The sequence below is a fragment of the uncultured Oscillibacter sp. genome (assembly GCF_900544955.1).
In the GTDB taxonomy this organism is placed as follows: Bacteria; Bacillota; Clostridia; order Oscillospirales; family Oscillospiraceae; genus Oscillibacter.
The window spans coordinates 23,483-43,117 of sequence record NZ_UQXD01000018.1 but is presented as its reverse complement, the minus strand read 5'-3'; the positions used below and the strand labels follow the sequence as shown (position 1 = coordinate 43,117).

Genomic DNA, 19,635 nt, shown 5'->3' with positions numbered 1-19,635 from the left:
ACCCGTTCGGCGCCAGCCGCAGCATCAGCTCTCCAAAGGTCACTACTTTAGACATAGTTCAAAATTCCTTTCCTGTTTCTTGATGAATGTCCGCTTGCTTATTTCTGCACCAGGTGGACGGCAAAGCCGCAGAAGCTGTCCTTGAGATAGATGGCCTTGGTCACGCCCTTGGCGTCCATCTTGCGGGTGGACTCGTCAAAGGCGACGCCCTGGAGGCCCAGGTGGTACACGGCCCGGTCCACATGGTTGGTGCCCACGGCCAGATGGCCGTGCTCGCCCAGGTAGGGCTTTTTCATGCACTCCACGGCGCTGCCGGAGAAGATGGAGGAGTTGCCGGGCTTGTAGTCCCAGCCGAAGACGGCGGAGAACATCTTGGCCGTCCGCTCCGCCTCCGCCTCATCGGCGCAGTTGATGCCCAGGTGGCGGATGGTGAAGCCCAGCATGGTCTTCACCGCCTCCTTGCAGATGCGGGTGATCTCGTCCCACTGCTCGCCCTCGATCAAATCCTTTTTCACCATCCAGGTGCCGCCGCAGGCGAGGATGCGGTCAAAGCCCAGATAGTCCATCAGGTTCTTGGTGCTGACGCCGCCGGTGGGCATGAACTGGAGGGGAAACACGGGGGCCAGGGCCTTCAGATACTCAATGCCGCCGGCCCGCTCCGCCGGAAAGAACTTCACAACCTTCAGCCCCGCGTTGACGGCCTGGGTCATCTCGGAGGCGTCCGCAGTGCCGGGCAGCACGGGCACACCGATCTCCAGGCAGTGGGCCACCAAGTCGGCGTTATAGCCGGGGGAGACGATGAACTTGGCGCCGGCGGCCACGGCCCGGTCGCACTGGTCCACGTTCAGCACCGTACCGGCGCCCACCAGCACCTCGGGGCAGTTCTGCGCGATCTGCCGGATGGCCTCCTCACCGGCGGCGGTGCGGAAGGTGACCTCCGCGGCGGGCAGGCCGCCGGCAGTCAGGGCGCGGGCCAGGGGGACGGCCTTGGCGGCGTCCTCAATGGCAATGACCGGGATGATTCCGATATTGGATACCTGTTGCAGCACATCATTCATAGCTACATTCCTCCTAGATTCTCCAGTGTCCCCATGTACAGAGCTCACTTGTCTTTATTATATAAAGTTGTCCCGCAGAAAACAAGATGCCGGGGAAAGAAATTCCAGCCTTTTCCGCCGCCGTCACTGACGCGGCGCTCCCTCCCCCGCCCGCATCCCCCGCCTCTTTGAACGCGGGAGGGTGCAATTTTTTGGCCGCGCCCCGCGCTTTTTGGGATAGCGCTTTCTTTTTCCGCACTACACCTATCCGCTTATTCTCCTTACTGCTTTTCAATATTATTTGGCACTATTTCACAAAAGTTTTTGAAATTAATTTGATAGATTGGTCGTTGTATCTTTTCTTTTCCTGTGATATAGTCTTTTTATAGAAAGCGCTTTCATTTCTTTTAGGGCTCCGGCCGGCCAGCCGGACCAGAGAGCGAGGGGGTACTGCACAACATGAGCAACGAAATTGCGGCCATTCGGTGCACGCTGATGCGGGGCGGCACCAGCAAAGCCGTGTTCATCAGAAAAAGCGAGCTGCCCGCGGACCCGGTTCTGCGCGACAAGGTGATTCTCTCCCTGTTTGGAAGTCCCAGCCTGCGGCAGCTGGACGGTTTGGGCGGCGCCGATTCCACCACGTCCAAAGTCGCCATCATCGCACCTCCCAGCAGAAGCGACGCCGACATTGATTATACCTTCGGCCAGGTGGGCCTCCGGGAGGCCTTTGTGGATTACGGCGGCAACTGCGGAAACATCTCCTCCGCCGTGGGGCCCTACGCCATTTTTTACGGTCTGGTTCCCATCACGGAGCCGTACACCGTCGTGCGGATTCACATGACCAATACCGGGCACATCCTGCGCGCCAAGGTCCGTGTGGAAAACGGAAAGCCCTGCGTGGACGGGGACTGCGTGATCGGCGGCGTGCCCGGCACCGCCTCCCCCATCGAGATGGACTGGAGTCTGGCGGTGGGCTGCACCACCGGAAAAATTCTCCCAACCGGCCATGCCACGGATACCTTTGAAATGGACGGCATGCGCTATACGGTCTCCATCGTGGACGGGGGCAACAACGTGATTTACGCAAAGGCGTCCGATTTCGGCCTGACCGGGACGGAGACCCCCGACGAGATCAACACCCCGGAGCGCCTTGCAAAAATCGAACGGCTGCGGGGCATCGTCTGCCAGCACCTGGGACTGATCGGCGATTGGCGGGAGGCCTCCCAAAAAATTCCGTACCAGCCGTTTTTCTGTCTGGTCTCTCCGGCGGCAAGCTACGCCACCTACACCGGCGAGCAGGTTTCCAAAGAGGATGTGGACCTTGTCGTGCGGCTCTATGTGATGGGGCTGATCACCAAGGCCTATCCCGGCACCGCAACCGTGAGCACCGGCTGCGCCGCCAGAATCAAGGGGACGCTGGTGGAGCAGCTGATGAGCCGGGAGGCCCTGCAAAAACAGGAATTGAACCTGGGCCATCCCACCGGCTTCATCACCGTCACCTCCATTGCGGAACCCAGCGGCGGCCTGGTTCCCACAATCCGGAAAATGAGCTTTATCCGCACGGCCCGCGTCCTGATGGAGGGCTGCGCATTCGTCCGGAAGAGCACATTGTAAAGCCGGAAGCCCACAGGCGTTTATTATTTTCTGAAAAAAAGGAGGATTGCTATGACGATTCTGGAAAAAGTCGCCGACTACACGCTGTCACTCCATATGGAGCAGATGCCCGGAGAGGTGGTCTCCACCGCGAAGGATTTCTTTCTGGATACTCTGGGATGCATCATCGCCGGCGCCGCCGGAAAGCCGTCCCAATTGGCCTACGAGTTTTGCAAGACGATGTACGGCACAGAAAAACAGACCGCAAGCGTCATTGGAACGGGCAAAAAGCTGAACAGCTGTTCCGCGGCATTCATCAACGGTATCTCCTCACACTTCCATGATTTCGACGATATGCTGCCCTCTTTGAGCGGGCATCCCAGCGCAGCGGTTCTTCCGTGCACGCTGGCAATGTGCGAAGAGCTGGGAAAGGGCGGCAGGGACGCGCTGGAGGCCTATATCATCGGCGTTGAAGTGATCGACGCCATGTCCCGCGGTCTGAATCAAAAAAACATGGTGCACTACAGCAAAGGCTGGCACTCCACGGAAACCATCGGTATTTTTGGCGCCACCGCCGCCGCAGGGACGCTGCTGCGACTCACCAGGGAACAGCTGGTTACTGCATTCAGCATGGCCGCCAGCGAAGCCGCCGGCCTGCAGGGCAACTTCGGCACCATGACCAAGGCCTTTCATGCCGGCCGTGCCGCAGAAAAAGGCATTCTGGTTTCCAAAATGGCAAAGCTGGGTTTCACCGCCAACCCCGACATTATGGAGATGGCGGGCGGCTATGTGAAAGCCTCCACCGGCAGCCTGGACACCGCATCCATGTACGACAAGATGGACCACGGGAAATCCGCCTTCCTGGACCCCGGCATCACGATGAAACCGTACCCCTGCTGCAAATGCTGCCACAATATCATCGATGACATCTGGAATTTGATGGAGCAGCACCACTTTGGCTACGACGACGTGGAGTCCATCCGCATTGGCGCCCAGCCCTTGACCATGGGCTGCTTAAAGTACCACGATCCCAAGACCATGCTGGAGGGCAAGTTCAGCGCCCAATACACCACCGCGCTGACATTGGCCAACCACCGCCGCCCGGGTATTGCGGATTTTGAAGGAACCCGCATTATGGACCAGCGCGTAATCAGCATGATGAAGAAAATCACGATGGTCACGGACGACTCCATTGCCAACGGCGAATACTTTGCCGGGAACTGGGAGACGCGGATGACGGTATGCTTAAAGGATGGCCGGGAGCTGAAGGAAGCGGTCGTCTATGCCAGAGGCGAGGCGCAGAATCCCATGCACACCGACGAGGTTGTTGAAAAGATGACGGAGTGCATGGGCATCACGCTTGACCCCGGAAAAATCGCCCCTGTGACCAAGATGCTGCGCAGCCTCGAGGAGATTCCCACAATCGCGGACCTGATGCAGGCCATTGGCAACGCAGCCAGATAAAGAACGAGCTTGAGGGGGACATAGCAGCCATGAAAACCTATCGGATTTACCCGTTGAAGCTGGGAACCTCCATCCGCGACAGCTCCGCTGTGGCGTACCAGCAAAATCCGGGCACGCAGCGCGAACAGCCCATTATCTCCTATTATGTGACGGACGGAAGCCGCAAAGTGCTTGTGGACACCGGCGGCGACCCCGCCGACGGCGTGAAGCACATGCCCTATTACCAGGACGAAGACGACTTTCTCCCCATTCGGCTGGGCGCGCTCAATGTGAAGCCCGAAGAAATCGACACCGTGATCTTGACGCACCTGCATTGGGATCACTGCTCCAATAACGATTTGTTTCCAAACGCAACATTCTATGTGCAAAGAGAGGAGCTCCGCTATGCGGCGGCTCCCCTCGCCATCCAAAAGAAACTCTACGACCAGCAGGTGATTTTCAAAACGGACTACGTCATTTTGAATGGCTGTGCAGATATTTTGGACGGCATCCGTGTGATTCCCACCCCAGGCCACTCTCCGGGTTCTCAATCCGTTCTGATCCAGACAGAAAAGGGCATCTATGCTCTCACCGGGGACCTGGTCACGGTGTTTGACTGCTGGGAGGCCAATCCGCGAATCGTCAACGGCCTTCACACCGACATGATCCGCTATTACGAAAACTTCGACTACTTGGAAAAATCCTGCGACCACATCTTGCCCGGTCATGAGATCGGCGTGTTCCGGCAGCCTTGCTATCCCTGACGGGCAACTCAAAAAGTCCTGTCTAAACGTTTGAAGGGAGTTATAACCATGAAATCCAAGAAGTTTTTGAGCCTGCTATTCGTGCTTGCAATGGTATTTTCTCTGGTTTCCTGCGGAGGCGCAGACACCGCTCCAAATGACGCTCCCGGCACCTCCAGCGACGCATCCACTCCCGCGGACGGCCCCACCTATGTTTGGCGCTTCCATCACGGCCTCGCCACAGACCATCCTTACCACATCGGCGCAACCAAATTTGCCGAGCTCTGCGCAGAAAAATCCGGCGGCAGAATTCAAATCGACATCTTCCCCGGCTCCCAACTGGGAAGCGAGCGCGAAACCTATGAAATGCTTCAAATGGGAACTCTGGATTTTGCCTCCAACACAACCTCCCCCCTTGTCAACTTTGACCCCAGCTTCGCCATCTTCGACATGCCCTTCCTGTTTCGGGACAAGCAGCATGCCTATTCCGTTCTGGACGGCGAAATCGGCGACGAAAAATTTGAGAGTCTGGAGAACTACGGCATGCACGGCCTGGCCTGGTGGGAATGCGGCATGTTCAATCTCGTGTACAGCGGCGACCCCATCCGGGTCCCCGACGACATGAAGGGCCGCACCTTCCGCACGATGGAGACGGAGGTAACCATGTCCTGGGTTGCGGCGACCGGCGCAAACCCCGTCCCCATGGCCTGGGCCGAGGTTTTCACCGCTCTTCAAAACGGCACGGTCGACGGCACCATCCTCCCCTATACCACTACTTTTTTCAATAAAATCTATACCGTCGCACCGAACTACACCCTGCTGAACGTCACCTACTCCCCCGTTCCTCTGGTAATCAGCAAGCAGACCTGGGATCCTCTGCCCGACGACATCAAGGCAATCCTTGAGGAGGCCGCCGTCGAATCCCGTGACTACATGCGCGAATATTCCAACAACGTCGAAGCGGAGATTCGGCAGACCATGGAGAACGAGGGCGTCAACCTCATTGATCTGACGCAGGAGGAAATGGACCAGTGGGTTGATACGATTACGGAAAAAGCTTATCCCCAGCTGATTCCCAGCTGGTTCTCCCAGGACGAGGTCGACCGCATTCAGGCCGTGCAATAACGGACGCCGAAGGAAATGCGGGGGGCGGCCGCCCCTCGTATCTCCCGGCAGGAAAGGAGAACGCATGTTGAAGGAACCCAAAAAGGGCGGAACCGTTCAAATCCTCCGCAAATTGGATCAGGCGCTCCACTGGCTGGAAGGCGTCATTTCCATGCTCTGCTTTGTCGCCATGGCGCTTCTGGTACTGTTCGGCGTCCTATCCAGATTTGTCCTGCACATTCCGATGATGTGGACCGAGGAAGCCTCCCGGTACCTCATGGTAACGGGCGCCTATATTGGAATCAGTATGGCGGCGCGGGAACGCGCCCATCTGGGGCTGACGTTTGTCGTCGATATGTTTCCCGCCAAAATCAGATCGGCCGTCATCATCCTGCGCGAGCTGATCTCCATTACCGCCTATCTTCTGTTTACCTGGTTCTCCACCAGCTTCATGCTGCAGGTTCAGAGCTTCCAGCAAAAGTCCGCCGCCCTGCGCTGGCCGATGTGGATCATGTACGTTCCGCTGGTCGTCGGGTTCGGCTTGGCCGCGGTCCAGGCAATGATGCTGTTTTACAACGACCATTTCCTGGGGGGAACGGCCCTTGAAAGCTATGATGATGAGCTGATGGCAAACTGACCATACCGAACGGATCGTGAGGTGAGTGCATGATAACCATTTTTATATTCGTCGTATTCTTTTTGCTCGTACTGATCGGTGTTCCCGTGGCAATTGCGCTGGCACTTGGCGCAATCATTCCGCAGTTCCTCTTTGCCGACGTCACCATGGCGGTAGTCGCGCAGAAGTTCTTCTCCGCCCTGGATTCCTATAGTCTGCTGGCCATTCCCTTTTTCATGATCGCGGGCGGTCTTTTGGAAAAGGGCGGCGTATCCAAGCGTCTGGTAAACCTTGCCAACGCCTTAATCGGCTGGCTTCCCGGAGGGCTTGCAATCGTGGTGTTTTTGTCGTCCGCATTCTTCGGCGCCATATCCGGTTCAGCGGTGGCCACGGTTGCGGCAATCGGCTCCATCATGCTGCCGTACATGCTGGAAGAGGGCTACCCGAGGGCATTTTCCCTGGCAACCATCGCAAGCGCCGGCTATTTGGGCATCATCGTCCCGCCCTCTATACCGATGGTCTTATACGGCCTCTCTTCCGGAGCAAGCATCGGAAACGTCTTTTTGGGGGGATTCATTCCCGGCTTCATGCTCGCTGCGGGGATGTCCATCTACGCCATCATTTACGGCGTCATTCATAAGGAGACCCTGAAAAGCCACAGCTTTTCCCTGCGGGAACTGGGCAGGGCCTTTGTGGACGGCATTTGGGCCCTGATCATGCCCGGCATTGTGCTGGGCGGCATCTATGGCGGCATTTTTACACCCACGGAGGCCGCGGCCGTCTCCTGCCTGTACGGACTGCTTGCAGGCACGTTGATTTATCGGGAGCTGGACCCCAAGAAAATCATCTCCATTCTCCGCAGCTCCGTGATCTCCACCGCCATGATTCTATTTGTCGTAGCGGCGGCCTCCTGCTTTGCTTACGTCCTGACCACGCAGATGATTCCGGTCGCTGTGACAAACTTCATCATCTCGACATGCGACACCCGGGCGCAGTTCCTTTTGCTCGTAACCATCTTCCTGTTTTTTGTCGGCATGGTCATGGACACCCCTCCGGCCATTTTGGTGCTGTCTCCCCTGCTCGCGCCGGTCGCACAGCAGTATGGCATTGATCCTGTGGCGTTCGGTGTGATTATGATCATCAATCTGGGCATCGGGCTGGTGACACCCCCCGTCGGAATGAACCTGTATGTAGCAGCCAGCATTCAAAAGGATAATGCAAAAATTGTGATCAACCGCCATCTGTGGGCCTACGTCATATGCTCTATGCTGATCTTGATTCTGCTGATGGTCGTTCCGGAAATAATCATGTTCCTGCCGAATCTGGCCCTGTAAAAAACCGAATTCAAAAACGTGTACTGGAGGCGATTTTACGTGAGAGAAGGAGCCTTGTCGGGGGTGACCGTCATCGACTTGACTCGCGTGCTGGCGGGCCCATACTGCTCCATGATGCTGGCGGATATGGGCGCCGATGTTATCAAAATTGAACTCCCCGGCAAAGGAGACGACAGCCGCGCCCACTATCCCCAGGTGAACGGGGAGAGCGCCTATTACATGAATCTCAACCGCAACAAGCGCAGCATGACGCTCAACCTGAAATCCGAGGCCGGCAAAAAGGTCTTGCTGCAGCTGGTGGAAAAGGCGGACATCCTCTTGGAAAACTACCGTCCCGGCGTCATGGAGCGGCTGGGCCTCGGCTACGAGAGCCTGAAAGAGGTCAACCCCGGCCTTGTGTACGGCTGCGTGTCCGGTTTCGGCCACTACGGTCCCTACAGCCAGCGGCCCGGATACGACATCATCGGCCAGGCCATGGGCGGACTGATGAGCACCACCGGCTGGCCAGACGGCATGCCCACCCGGTCCGGCACCGCCATCTCCGACGTCATGGGCGGGATCAGCCTGACCGTCGGCGTCCTGGCCGCCTACATCAAAAAGCGGGAAACCGGCGCGGGCCAGTTGGTGGACGTGTCCTTGGTGGACTCCGTGGTGTCCTCTCTGGAGATCATCAACCAAATCTATTTGATGGAGGGCCGCATCCCCGAGCGGATCGGCAACCGCTACGAGGCCTCCTACCCCTACGACTCCTTCCGGACCAGGGACGGCATGCTGGTCATCGGCTGCGGCAACGACAAGCTCTTCAAGCTGCTCACGGACCTCATGGGACAGCCCGGGCTGCGGGACGACCCCCGCTTTTGCACAAACGTGGAGCGCGTGAAGCACCACGCGGCGCTCAAGCCCATCCTGGAGGACTGGCTGGCGCAGTACGACACCCAGACCGCCGTGGAGCTGATTCTGGCCGCCGGCGTCCCGGCGGGACCCATCAACAACATCAAGCAGGTCGCCGAGGACCCACACATCGCCGGCGCAAGGGAGATGTTCGTGGAGATGGAGCACCCCGTCGCCGGGAAGATCAAAATCACCGGCAACCAAATCAAGCTGAGCGAAACCCCCGTGACATACCGCTCCCCCGCGCCGCTTCTGGGCCAGCACACGGAGGAGATTCTGCAGGACTTCCTGGGCTATTCCGCCCGGGACTGCGAATCCCTCCGTGCGGGCGGCGTTTTGTAAGGAGGCGCTATGAAAAGCAGCGTTTCCATCATGGAGGTCTGCCCCCGGGACGGCTGGCAGAACCTGCCGGACTTCATTCCCACCGAGCGCAAAATCCACTACATCGAACGAATGCTGGACGCCGGCGTGCAGACGCTTCAGGTGACCTCCTTCGTCCACCCCAAGGCCATCCCCCAGCTCCGTGACGCCGCCCTGGTGGCCAGGACCATCACCGGCAGGTACCCGGACCGGACCCTCACCGCTCTGGTCCCCAATCTGCACGGCGCCCGGGCGGCGGTGGAAAACGGCATCCGCGAGGTCAACTACGTGGTCTCCGTGTCCGAGACCCACAACCTGAAAAACATCGGCCGGACCCACAGCCAGTCCTTCGCGGAACTGCAGCGCATCCGCCGGGAGCTGCCGGATTTGAAAATCACCCTGGGCTGCGCCACCACTTTCGGCTGTCCCTTCGAGGGCCAGCACTCCCTGGGCACGATTCTCCGCTTCATCGAGCGCGGCGCGGACATGGGCGCGGACCAGCTGGAGCTGTCCGACACCGTGGGCATGGGCGACCCCAGGCTGATTCAGGAGGTCTTTTCGGCGGTCAAGCGCACCTTCCCCCAACTCCCCCTGATGGCCCATCTGCACGACACCCGGAACAACGGCGTTCTGAATTGCTACCTGGCCCTGGAGAGCGGAGCGGACATGGTGCACACCGCCCTGGGCGGCTTGGGAGGCTGTCCCTTCGCCCCCGGCGCCTCCGGAAACACCTCCACGGAGGACCTGGTGTACCTGCTGGAGAAAAGCGGAGTCCGCACCGGAATCGACTTTGAAAAAATTCTGGGGGCCGCCCGTGACATGCGGCGGGAGATCCCGGGCAATTACAGCGGGCATCAAATTCATATCCCGCCGGAGGGCGCATGTCCCGGCGGCGAAGGGAGGCGCGGCTGATGGGAAAGACGCTGGCGGAAAAAATCCTCGCGCGGTGCTGCGGGCGGGCGGAGGTCACGGCGGGCGATATCGTCACCGGAAAGGTGGACTGCGCCATGCTGGACGACACCCTGGGCCCCTGGTATGTGGACGCGGGTCTGCGCCGCCTGGGGGGCACCATCTGGGACAAGTCCAAGGTGGTCCTGATTTTGGATCACTACGCGCCCCCCGCCACGGAGGCGCAGGCAAACGTCATCAAATTCGACCGGGACTGGTCTGCGGCGTACGGCATCGAGCACTATTTCGAGGAGTGTGGCCCCTGCCACCAGATTCTGGCGGAAAACGGCTTCGACCTCCCCGGGACCCTTCTGGTGGGCGTGGATTCGCACACGGTGACGGCGGGCGCCTTCGGCTGCTTCGGCACCGGCATCGGCTCCACGGAGATGGCGGGCGTCCTGGCCACCGGGGAAATCTGGCTGCGGGTGCCGGAGTCCATGCGGGTGGAGTGGCGCGGCAAACTTCCCCGGCGGGTGATGGGGAAAGACCTCTTTCTTCGGACCATCCGGGACGTGGGACACGCCGGAGCCACCTACCAGGCCATGGAGTTCTGCGGAGACACCATCCACGCCCTGCCCATGGACGAGCGCATGTGCATCTGCAACATGTCGGTAGAGGCGGGGGCCAAGGCCGGTTTGATCGCCTGCGACGCCGTCACGGAGGCCTACCTCAAAGGCACCGGCACCGCAAAGCCCTACTATCCCATGGACAGCGATCCCGACGCGGTCTATGCCTCCAGTCTGCAATTCCAGTCGGAGGAGCTGACGCCCCAGGTGGCCTGCCCCCACGCGGTGGACAACGTGCACGACGTCCGGGAGGCGGCGGGCGTGCGGGTGCACCGGGCCTACATCGGCTCCTGCACCGGCGGGCGGCTGACGGACCTGATGGCCGCCGCGGAGATATTGCGCGGCAGGAAGCTGAGCAGGGCGTGCAAGCTCTGCGTGTCCCCCAGCTCCAAGCAGGTCTGGCGGCAGGCCGCCGAGCTGGGCCTCCTCACGGCGCTGTCCGACGCCGGAGCCACGATTCTGGCGCCCACCTGCGGTGCCTGCGTGGGCTTCCACTCCGGCGTGCTGGCGGCGGGGGAAACCTGCGTGTCCACCACGAACCGCAACTTCCGGGGGCGCATGGGCAGCAGCCAATCCAACGTGTACCTGGCGTCGGCGGCCACCGCCGCCGCGTCCGCCCTGACCGGGGAGCTGACGGACCCCCGGGACATCTGACAGGAGGAATCACAGTGGCCCAAGAGATCATTCGCGGAAAAGTCCATAAGTTCGGCGACAACATCAACACCGACGCCATCAACCCGGCGCAGTACATGGAGCTGACCATGGACGACATGATCGCCCACGTCCTGGAGGGCGCGGACCCGGACTTTGCCCGGCGCGTCCGCCCCGGCGACATTCTGGTGGCCGGCAGAAACTTCGGCTCCGGCTCCAGCCGGGAGACCGCTCCGGTCAGCATCAAGGGCTGCGGCATCTCCGTGGTCATCGCGGAGTTTTTCGCCCGCATTTTCTACCGCAACGCCATCAACATCGGCCTCAAGGCGCTGATCTGCAAGCAGGCCTCCGAGATTCAGGACGGCGACGAACTGGAGGTGGACCCCGCCTCCGGGCGAATTCTGGATCTGACCACCGGCCGGGAATACTGGTGCGACCCCCTTCCGCCCCACATCCTGGAGCTGGTGGAGGACGGCGGGCTGCTCCCCCACCTGGAGCGCAGGCTGGGCATTGCGGCAAAATCATGAATCAAGAAAGGGAGAAGGATATGTCTTTCAAAGTGAGGGCCCGCTCCATCGCCGGCACCTATGCCGAGGGCGAAGCCCTGGTCAGCAAAATGGCGCTCGGCTTCAACCACGGCGTCTACACCGACACCGGCATCATCAAGGACAACGGCCACGACCTTCAGGGCGTGTCCATGAAGGGGAAGGTGTTCGTCTTCCCCAACGGGCGCGGCAGCACCGGCGCCTCCTACTATTTCTATCAGCTCATCAAGGCCGGCGGCGGCCCCGTGGCCATGATCATGGACAAGGCCGACACCATTGTGGCGGCGGGGGCCATCATGTCCGACGTGCCGACGGTGGACGCCCTGGAAGACGGCGCCTACCACACCATCGAGACCGGCGACTACGTGAAGGTCGATGCGGCAAACGGCACCGTAGAGATTATCAAGAGAGGCGAGAGATAAATGTATTTGACGGATGAAGAAAAGAGAATGCTCAACGGCGAGTGCGGCGAGCCTCTGCGCTTCGCCATGCAGATGCTGAAAACCCTGGGCGAGATCAACGGCGCCGACAAAATGATCCCCATCAAGCACGCCCACATCGCCGGAATCTCCTTTAAAACCCACGGCGTAGCCGGCACGGAGTGGGCGGAGGACATGGCGGCCAAGGGGGCCAAGGTCCGCATTCCCACCACCTACAACGTCAGCGGCTGCGACCGCAGCCAGGATCTGGGCTCGCCGGAGCGCTGGGTCGCCTATTCCCGCCGCATCTGCGCCGCCTATGAGAGCATGGGCATCCACGGCATCTCCACCTGCACACCCTACTACCTGGGATACGTGCCCCGGCTGGGGGAGAGCGTGGCATGGGCGGAATCCTCCGCCGTGGTCTACGCCAACTCCATCCTCGGCGCCCGGGACAACCGGGAGGGCGGTCCCAGCGCGCTGGCCGCCGGCCTCGCGGGCCGGACCGCAAACTACGGCATGCACCTGGCGGAAAACCGCAGGGGCGACATCCGCGTGAAGGTGGAGGTGCCCCTGACCGACATCTCCCACTTCGGCGCCCTGGGCAACTTCACTGGAAAGTTCATCAACACGAAGATCGCGGTGTTCGACGGCATCCCAGACGCCAAAAATGAGGACCTTTTGAGCATGGGCGGATGCATGGGGGTGGTGGGCGCCCCTCTGATGTTCCACGTGGTGGGCATCACTCCCGAGGCTCCCACCCTGGAGGCCGCCTTCGGCGGCAAGCGCTACGAGACGGTCGTCTTCGGCAGGCAGGAGCTGGCGGCGTCCATCGCCGATCTCAACAAGGGCAAAAACCGCCACGTGGACTACATCACCATCGGCTGTCCCCACGCCAACCTGGACCAGATCAGGGAGGTGGCGGAGAAGCTGCGGGGCAAAAAGATCAAAGACGGCGTCCAGTTCCACGTGCAGACGAACTGCGCCTTCAAGGGCCTGGCCCGGCAGTTGGGGTACATGAAGACCATTGAGGACGCCGGAGCGAAACTGCTGCAGGACTTTTGCAGCCCCCTGGGCGACCCGGAGGATTTCGGTTTGAAGGTCATGGCGACCAACTCCGCCAAGTCCGCCTTCTACGGCCCCCACAACAACCACATGGACACCTGGTTCGGCACCCTGGACCAGTGCATTGAGGCCGGCGTCACCGGCTACTGGAGGGAAACCGACTAAGGGCCCAAAACAATTTTTACGAGGAAAAGGAGCATGGTCATGGTACTGAATCTGTTTGACCTGGCCGGCAGGACGGCCATCGTCACCGGGGCCTGCAAGGGCCTGGGGCGCAAAGAGGCGGAGGCCCTGCACGAGGCCGGGGCGGCGGTCGTGCTGGTGGACATCATGGAGCAGGTCCGCGACACCGCCGGGGAGCTGGCCGCCGCCGGCGGCGCCCCCGTGTACGCCATCGTGGGCAACCTGCTGGACAGGGACGACCTGGACCGCGTGTTCCGGGAGGCGGTGGAGACCCTGGGCGGCCGCCTGGACATCCTGGTAAACAACGCGGGAACCCACTGCAAGGGCCCCACCATCGGCTATCAGATGAAGGATTGGGACCGGATCATCGCCCTGAACCTGACGGCGCAGTTCATGATGTGCCAGCGGGCGGGAGAGGTGATGGTCCGGCAGGGCTACGGAAAAATCATCAACATCTGCTCCGCCGTCGGCGTGACCGGCGGATTGCACTGCACGGCGTATTCCGCCAGCAAGGGCGGCATCAACACCATGACCAAAACCCTCTCCAACGAGTGGGCCGGCAGCGGTGTGTGCGTCAACGCCATCGCCCCCGGCTACATCAACACGGACATCAACAAGGCCTCCAGCCCGAAGCGCCGGGCCTACATCAGCTCCCGCATCCCCAAGGGCTGCTGGGGCGAGCCGGAGATGCTGAAGGGAACCGTGGTGTTCCTGGCCTCGGACGCCTCCGACTACGTCACCGGCGTCATTTTACCGGTGGACGGCGGATACCTCTCCCGGTAATCTCCCCCGCACGGGCCGCGCCCCATACCCGCGGCTTCGGCCGCGGGTATGGGGCGAAACCGGGATCGGCGCTCCATCGGTCTTTGTTCCGCCCATGCTCTGCGCGGCGCTTGCCATGATCCTGCTCACGGCTTTCCCGCAGATCATCCTCCTTCTGCCCAACCGGATGCTGTGAAACATCCCCCCATGCCATTCCCCCGGAGGCGCGGGCCTCCGGAAGCGGCGGCGGAGCCGCCGTGCATTTTGTAAAGAGGAGGCGCTTGTCCTATGGAGTTTGAGAAAGTCGCCGTCGTCACCGGAGGCGGCACTGGAATCGGCCGCGCCATCGCGCTGCGTTTTGCAGCGGAGGGCTATTTTGTGGCGGTCAACGGAAGGCACCGGGAGAACGCGGAAGAGACCGCGCGACTGGCGGAGGCGGTGGGCGGCCGCGCGGAGGCTTACACCGCGGATGTCTCGCAAAACGGCCAGGTCCGGGAGATGATGCGGCGGATTGTGGAGGCGCGGGGGCGCGTCGACGTGCTGGTGAACAACGCCGGCGTCTGTCCCATGCGGAACTTCGAGGACATCACGCCGGAGAGCTTCGAGGAGACGATGCGGATCAACCTCTTCTCCATGTACTACTGCGCAGCCGCGGCGGCGGAGAGCATGAAGGCCGCCGGCGGCGGCCGGATCATCAACGCGGGCAGCCAGTCCTCCTTCCGGCAGAGTCCCCAGACGGTGGAGTACGCCACCTCCAAGTGGGCGGTGCGGGGGCTGACCCGCACACTGGCGGCGGCCCTCGCGCCGTACAACATCACCGTCAACGCCTATTGCCCGGGCACCGTGCTGACCCCCATGCAGAAGAAGAACAGCAAAAAGCGCGGCGAGATGTTCGGCATCACCGAGGAGGCGTATCTGCAAAAGCGGTTTTCCGAAATCCCCCTGGGGCGGCCCCAGACGGAAGAGGAGATCGCCGCGTTCGTCTCCTTCCTCGCCTCTCCCGACGCAAACAGCATCACCGGCCAGTGCATCATGATCAACGGCGGCCAGGTGATGTGCTGAAAAACGACTCCCCCGGGCCGCCCGGCGCGAACGCGGACCGGAAATTTGGAAAATCTTTCTTGCTTTTTGTGGGATTATCCCTATAATAAAAGCATATTCAGGGTTCATCCCATACGAAAAACAGGATGACGACTATGACGATTTATGATGTTGCAAATGAGGCCGGCGTTTCGATTTCAACGGTTTCCCGTGTGATGAACAGCCCGGAGAAGGTGTCGCCGGCGACACGGGACCGGGTTTTGGCCGTGCTGCAAAAAAACAGCTACGTACCCAGCGCATTTGCCCGGGGCCTTGCGAACAACTCCAGCAAAACCATTGCCATTTTGATGCCGGATATCCGCAACCTTCACTTCTCCATCGCGGCCTACGTGCTGGAAAACTATTTTTTCGAGCACCAGTACATGACGCTGCTGTGCAACACCGGCAACGATCTGGAGCGGAAAAAGAGCTACATCCGGAGCCTGTCGGAAAAGAAAATCGAGGGTCTGATCCTGCAGGGGTCCGTATTCAACGATCCGGAGATTGAGCGGATGCTGACGGATTACATGCCGGATATCCCGGTGATCATTTCAAACAGCGAGCTGAACCTGAAAAACGCGTATTCCGTCTCCGTCGATCAGGCATACGGCGCCGAGCTTCTCCTGCAGCACCTGTGCGACAGGGGCTACCGGAACGTCTACTTCATCCGGTCCAACAAAAGCCGCAACACCCAGCGGAAAATCGACGGGTTTCTCCATGCCATGAAGCGGCACCACCTGCCGCTGAACGAGGAGAAAAACCTCTTTTGGTGCGACTACTCGCCGGAGGGCGTGCTGGACCTGGCCCAGAGCATCCTGCCGCTGTGCGGCCAGGGGACCGCGTGCATTTTCTACGACGACTACCTGGCCAGCTGCGGCGTCGGCGCCTTCCGCTCCCTGGGCCTCTCCATCCCCCGGGACGTGGGCATCGTCGGCTTCGACAACTCCCGCTTCTCCACCACCTGCTACCCGCAGCTGACGACAATTGACACCAAAGTGGAAAAAATCGCGCTGATGATGGCCAATACCCTGCACAACATCCTCACAAACCAATTGGCAGCCGAGGCGACCATCATCAAGCCGGAGCTGATCGTCCGGGAGAGCACCTGAACCGTCGGCCCGGCGCCTGATTAAAAAAAACGAGGCAGGCCTCCCCCATGGGGAGGCCTGCCTCGGCGCATCGCTGCATCCATTCCGGCACCCGGCCGGTTCCCCCGCCGCGCTACCGGGCAGGCGGGACGATCTCCTCCGCGGTAATGACCGTCTGCATGACCGCTTCCAGATCACAGGTGTAAATGCTCTCATAAGGCCGATACCGGACCGTCAGATAGACCGCGTCCCCACCGGCGGGGCGGAGTTCCGCAGAGACCACCGCCGCAAGCAGCCGCCGCTCATCGGGGAACTGCGCCGCGGGAAAGTGGGAGTTCTGCGCGAAACCGTCGGGGAAGGGACGCCACGTCTCACCGCCATCGTCGGTTTGCAGAAGGGCCCAGGGCGTTTCCCGGCCGCTCCCCAGCAAAACCCCCTCCCAGCTGTTGAAGAAGTACAGGCCGGAAACCGTCAGGGAAAGCGGCTCGCCCACCTCCTCCCAGGTCCTACCCCCGTCCACCGTGCGGCGCAGGCGCCCGGCGCCTGCGGCCCAGCCCTCGCTCCCGCTGAGGAAGGCATACGCGCTGCTCCCCTCCGGCAGGGCCCCGCTCTGCGGAACAGCAGGCGCGCCGCCGCGCAGCACGCCGGCGGCCTCCAGAAGATTCCCGTAGGCCCAGTGCCCGGCGTCCAGGTCCGAAAAGGGATTCGCCCCCGCCTCAACGGGCGTACAGGACTCGTCCCGCCCCAGCATCCGGTTGATGGCGGTCACCGCCTCAGCCCGGGTGATCTCCCGATCGGGATGGAATTCGCCGCCGGCGTCCCCGGTCATCCACCCCAAAATTCGGGCGCTGTAAAGGAAGTCTTCCGCCCAGCTCCCCTCCGGAACATCCGCAAAATCCGCCGTGTCACCGTACCGGCCCACGGGGACGGCAAACTGGCAGCGGTGCAGCAGCACCGCGCACTGGGCCCGGCTGACCGGCGATTCCGGCCGGAACGTCCCATCCGGATAGCCGGAGAGGATGCCGTAGCTTCCCAGATAGTTCACCGCCCGGGCGCAGTCCGCTCCGGCAATGTCCGAAAACCCGGCGTCGAACAGCCGGTCCTTGTTGTCCGCCTCCAGCAGGGCGTACAGCATCTGCGCCATCTCGCCCCGCGTCACTGCGTCGTCGGGCCGGAGGAGGCTGCCCTCCACCGGGAGATAGGCGAGATGCCGCTCCTCCCGCAGGCGCGGCAGCGCGTCCGGGCGCACGGGCGTCAGGCACTCCCGCAGGCGCTCCACCGACAGCGCCGCCGACGCCCGTGAAAACGCCTCCAGCAGGTCCGCGCCGCTGTTCGCCCCGTCGCCCGGGGACTTCCAGAGGAACATCCGGTCCTCCCCCACCGCGAGAATCCGATAGGCCGGGTGGGTGTACGCCTCCGAAAAGAATGCGCTCCGGGGCGAGACCACTTCCAGCGTGCCGATCAGACCGCCGAAGCGCTCCCGGGACGGCGCGTGATAAAAGCGCACGCCGGTTTCCCCCTCCTCCGCCGTGATCTCCCCGCCGGAAAGGCCGGGAACCGTGAGGGAGAAGCCCAGCGCCTCGCTCTCATAGTGGAACGGCTCCGCCGCAGCCGCCGGAACGGCGGCCAGGAACACCAGGCAGACTGCCAGGACCCAGGAAAATTGTTTCATCGACAGCATCTCCTTTTCTCTCCGTCCAGCGGAATCCTCCGCCACCGCACAGCGTCTTTCCCGGGCGGACGGCCCGCGGCGCCGGGGTGTTTGGCCTGATTATACCACCCGCCGTCCCCGCACGCAAGCCGCCCCGCCGGGGTGCCATCCCCGCGTCCGCCTGCACGTATACAGCGGCAGCGCGGAGGACCCTGGGGAGCGGGAGGGCCCGGGGTATGTCCACCTTCGACGAGCCGATGCCCACAGGCCGGGGTTCGGCCCCCGCCGAGGCGGCTCCGGCGCGCTTCGGCGCCCAAGATTCGAGGCCATACGCGGCTTCGCCCGCAGAACGGTCTCTCACGTTTCTTTCGGCGGCCGCATACGCTATATAGGGTTGTCAATGCAATCGCCCCCGATAGGAGGTCATTCTATGTTCCATGATCAGCCTGACGGCTGTAGAGATAAATGCTGTTCCACCCTCGACCACATGAATGTTTATCGCCCGCCTCATCCCCCTTGCTGTCCTCCATGCTGTGGATTGCCCGGTCCCGCAGGGCCCCAGGGCAAGCCCGGCCCCGCAGGGCCTCAAGGCGAACCCGGGCCCGCCGGACCCCAGGGCGAACCCGGTCCCGCTGGTGCCCAGGGCGAACCCGGGCCCGCTGGTATCCAAGGGGAACCCGGACCTGCCGGACCTCAAGGCGAACCTGGTCCCGCAGGTGCCCAGGGTGAACCCGGTCCCGCCGGACCCCAGGGCGAACCCGGTCCTGCCGGTGCTCAGGGAGAACCCGGTCCTGCCGGACCTCAGGGCGAACCCGGTCCTGCCGGACCTCAAGGCGAACCCGGTCCCGCCGGTGCCCAGGGCGAACCCGGACCCGCCGGACCCCAGGGCGAACCCGGACCCGCCGGACCTCAAGGCGAACCCGGACCCGCCGGGCCCCAGGGGCCAATTGCCGCCACCATACCGTTCTCTTACTCCAACCAGAACGCATCCGGCGTTCCGCTCAGCACGGACAATACCGGCGCGCCGGCGCAAATCGCCTACGCCGGTTTTGGCGGAGACGGCGGATATTTTACCGCGCTGGATCCCGGAGAGTGGGCGTCGGGTGTCATCACCATCAAAACAAGCGACTCGTACCCCTCCTCTTTCGTCATGCCCCATGACGGCACGGTACGCAATTTCTACGGCGTATTTGCCAACCGCCAGGAACTATTCCCGGAACAGGGCGTGATCCTGCGGCCGTTTATGTGCCTGGCCGTAGGTGAGGCCGACCGGCTGGCCTTTACCGTGCTTCCGGACAGCATCGTATATTTTCCGCCGTATGTGGGCGGGGAGGAAATCCCCAAATACACCCTCCGCAGAGCCGGTCAAACGGGACTGAGCATTCCGTTGGCCGCCGGTACGCTGGTGACGATTCTCTTCGGAATCATCTCGGCGGGCACCGATACGGCGCAGTATATGACCGCTTCCATCAGCGGTGGGATTTATATCGAGTAATCGGCTTTGAAACGGGCTCCGGATTTGGCTCCGGCCAAGTCCGGGGCCCGCTTTTATATGC

Annotated in this window: 18 protein-coding genes; 16 read left to right on the top strand and 2 right to left on the bottom strand. The window is 61.7% G+C overall.

The window, feature by feature from the left end; all coding sequences use genetic code 11:
- Positions 1-98: 98 nt before the first annotated feature.
- Positions 99-1,058 carry a bifunctional 4-hydroxy-2-oxoglutarate aldolase/2-dehydro-3-deoxy-phosphogluconate aldolase gene (locus QZS21_RS06090; protein ID WP_295581353.1) on the bottom strand — a complete coding sequence of 320 codons (960 nt, stop codon included), beginning with the start codon at positions 1,056-1,058 and terminating at the stop codon, positions 99-101.
- Between the two features lie 438 nt (positions 1,059-1,496).
- Between QZS21_RS06090 and QZS21_RS06085 the strand changes: the two genes are divergently transcribed.
- The 15 genes from QZS21_RS06085 to QZS21_RS06015 all read left to right on the top strand — a co-directional run bounded on the left by QZS21_RS06085 (position 1,497) and on the right by QZS21_RS06015 (position 16,449).
- On the top strand, positions 1,497-2,651 hold the full coding sequence (locus QZS21_RS06085) for a 2-methylaconitate cis-trans isomerase PrpF family protein (protein WP_295581351.1): 1,155 nt from the start codon (positions 1,497-1,499) through the stop codon (positions 2,649-2,651).
- A gap of 51 nt (positions 2,652-2,702) precedes the next feature.
- Positions 2,703-4,094 (top strand): MmgE/PrpD family protein, encoded by a 1,392-nt coding sequence (locus tag QZS21_RS06080; RefSeq protein WP_295581350.1) that lies wholly within the window; start codon positions 2,703-2,705, stop codon positions 4,092-4,094.
- A 29-nt stretch (positions 4,095-4,123) separates the two neighbouring features.
- Complete coding sequence (locus tag QZS21_RS06075) at positions 4,124-4,837, top strand: N-acyl homoserine lactonase family protein (protein ID WP_295581348.1); 714 nt, start codon at positions 4,124-4,126, stop codon at positions 4,835-4,837.
- Between the two features lie 48 nt (positions 4,838-4,885).
- Complete coding sequence (locus QZS21_RS06070) at positions 4,886-5,941, top strand: TRAP transporter substrate-binding protein (protein ID WP_295581346.1); 1,056 nt, start codon at positions 4,886-4,888, stop codon at positions 5,939-5,941.
- Positions 5,942-6,008: 67 nt separating this feature from the next.
- Positions 6,009-6,557, top strand: a complete 549-nt coding sequence (locus QZS21_RS06065; RefSeq protein WP_295581344.1) for a TRAP transporter small permease — start codon at positions 6,009-6,011, stop codon at positions 6,555-6,557.
- Between the two features lie 29 nt (positions 6,558-6,586).
- Entirely contained in the window at positions 6,587-7,870 is a 1,284-nt protein-coding gene (locus QZS21_RS06060) for a TRAP transporter large permease (protein ID WP_295581342.1), read from the top strand.
- Between the two features lie 39 nt (positions 7,871-7,909).
- The gene (locus QZS21_RS06055) at positions 7,910-9,103 is read left to right on the top strand and encodes a CaiB/BaiF CoA-transferase family protein (RefSeq protein ID WP_295581340.1); all 1,194 of its coding nucleotides are present in this window, start codon (positions 7,910-7,912) and stop codon (positions 9,101-9,103) included.
- Positions 9,104-9,112: 9 nt separating this feature from the next.
- Entirely contained in the window at positions 9,113-10,033 is a 921-nt protein-coding gene (locus QZS21_RS06050; RefSeq protein ID WP_295581338.1) for a hydroxymethylglutaryl-CoA lyase, read from the top strand.
- Positions 10,033-11,289, top strand: coding sequence for a 3-isopropylmalate dehydratase large subunit (locus tag QZS21_RS06045; protein ID WP_295581336.1), 1,257 nt, complete (start codon positions 10,033-10,035; stop codon positions 11,287-11,289). The genes QZS21_RS06050 and QZS21_RS06045 overlap by 1 nt, the downstream gene beginning before the upstream one ends.
- 14 nt (positions 11,290-11,303) lie before the next feature.
- Complete coding sequence (locus QZS21_RS06040; protein WP_295581334.1) at positions 11,304-11,813, top strand: 3-isopropylmalate dehydratase small subunit; 510 nt, start codon at positions 11,304-11,306, stop codon at positions 11,811-11,813.
- Between the two features lie 20 nt (positions 11,814-11,833).
- Positions 11,834-12,253 carry an aconitase X swivel domain-containing protein gene (locus tag QZS21_RS06035; RefSeq protein ID WP_295581332.1) on the top strand — a complete coding sequence of 140 codons (420 nt, stop codon included), beginning with the start codon at positions 11,834-11,836 and terminating at the stop codon, positions 12,251-12,253.
- Complete coding sequence (locus tag QZS21_RS06030) at positions 12,254-13,480, top strand: aconitase X catalytic domain-containing protein (protein WP_295581330.1); 1,227 nt, start codon at positions 12,254-12,256, stop codon at positions 13,478-13,480.
- A 39-nt stretch (positions 13,481-13,519) separates the two neighbouring features.
- Positions 13,520-14,281 carry an SDR family NAD(P)-dependent oxidoreductase gene (locus QZS21_RS06025; protein ID WP_295581328.1) on the top strand — a complete coding sequence of 254 codons (762 nt, stop codon included), beginning with the start codon at positions 13,520-13,522 and terminating at the stop codon, positions 14,279-14,281.
- Positions 14,282-14,548: 267 nt separating this feature from the next.
- A complete protein-coding gene (locus tag QZS21_RS06020; RefSeq protein ID WP_295581326.1) occupies positions 14,549-15,322 on the top strand; it encodes an SDR family NAD(P)-dependent oxidoreductase in 774 nt (257 codons plus the stop codon).
- A 134-nt stretch (positions 15,323-15,456) separates the two neighbouring features.
- Complete coding sequence (locus tag QZS21_RS06015; RefSeq protein ID WP_295581324.1) at positions 15,457-16,449, top strand: LacI family DNA-binding transcriptional regulator; 993 nt, start codon at positions 15,457-15,459, stop codon at positions 16,447-16,449.
- A gap of 112 nt (positions 16,450-16,561) precedes the next feature.
- On the opposite strand, the gene QZS21_RS06010 is transcribed toward QZS21_RS06015, so the two are convergent.
- Positions 16,562-18,100 carry an S-layer homology domain-containing protein gene (locus QZS21_RS06010; protein WP_295581322.1) on the bottom strand — a complete coding sequence of 513 codons (1,539 nt, stop codon included), beginning with the start codon at positions 18,098-18,100 and terminating at the stop codon, positions 16,562-16,564.
- 1,129 nt (positions 18,101-19,229) lie between these two features.
- Between QZS21_RS06010 and QZS21_RS06005 the strand changes: the two genes are divergently transcribed.
- Entirely contained in the window at positions 19,230-19,574 is a 345-nt protein-coding gene (locus QZS21_RS06005) for a hypothetical protein (protein WP_295581320.1), read from the top strand.
- Positions 19,575-19,635: the final 61 nt, after the last annotated feature.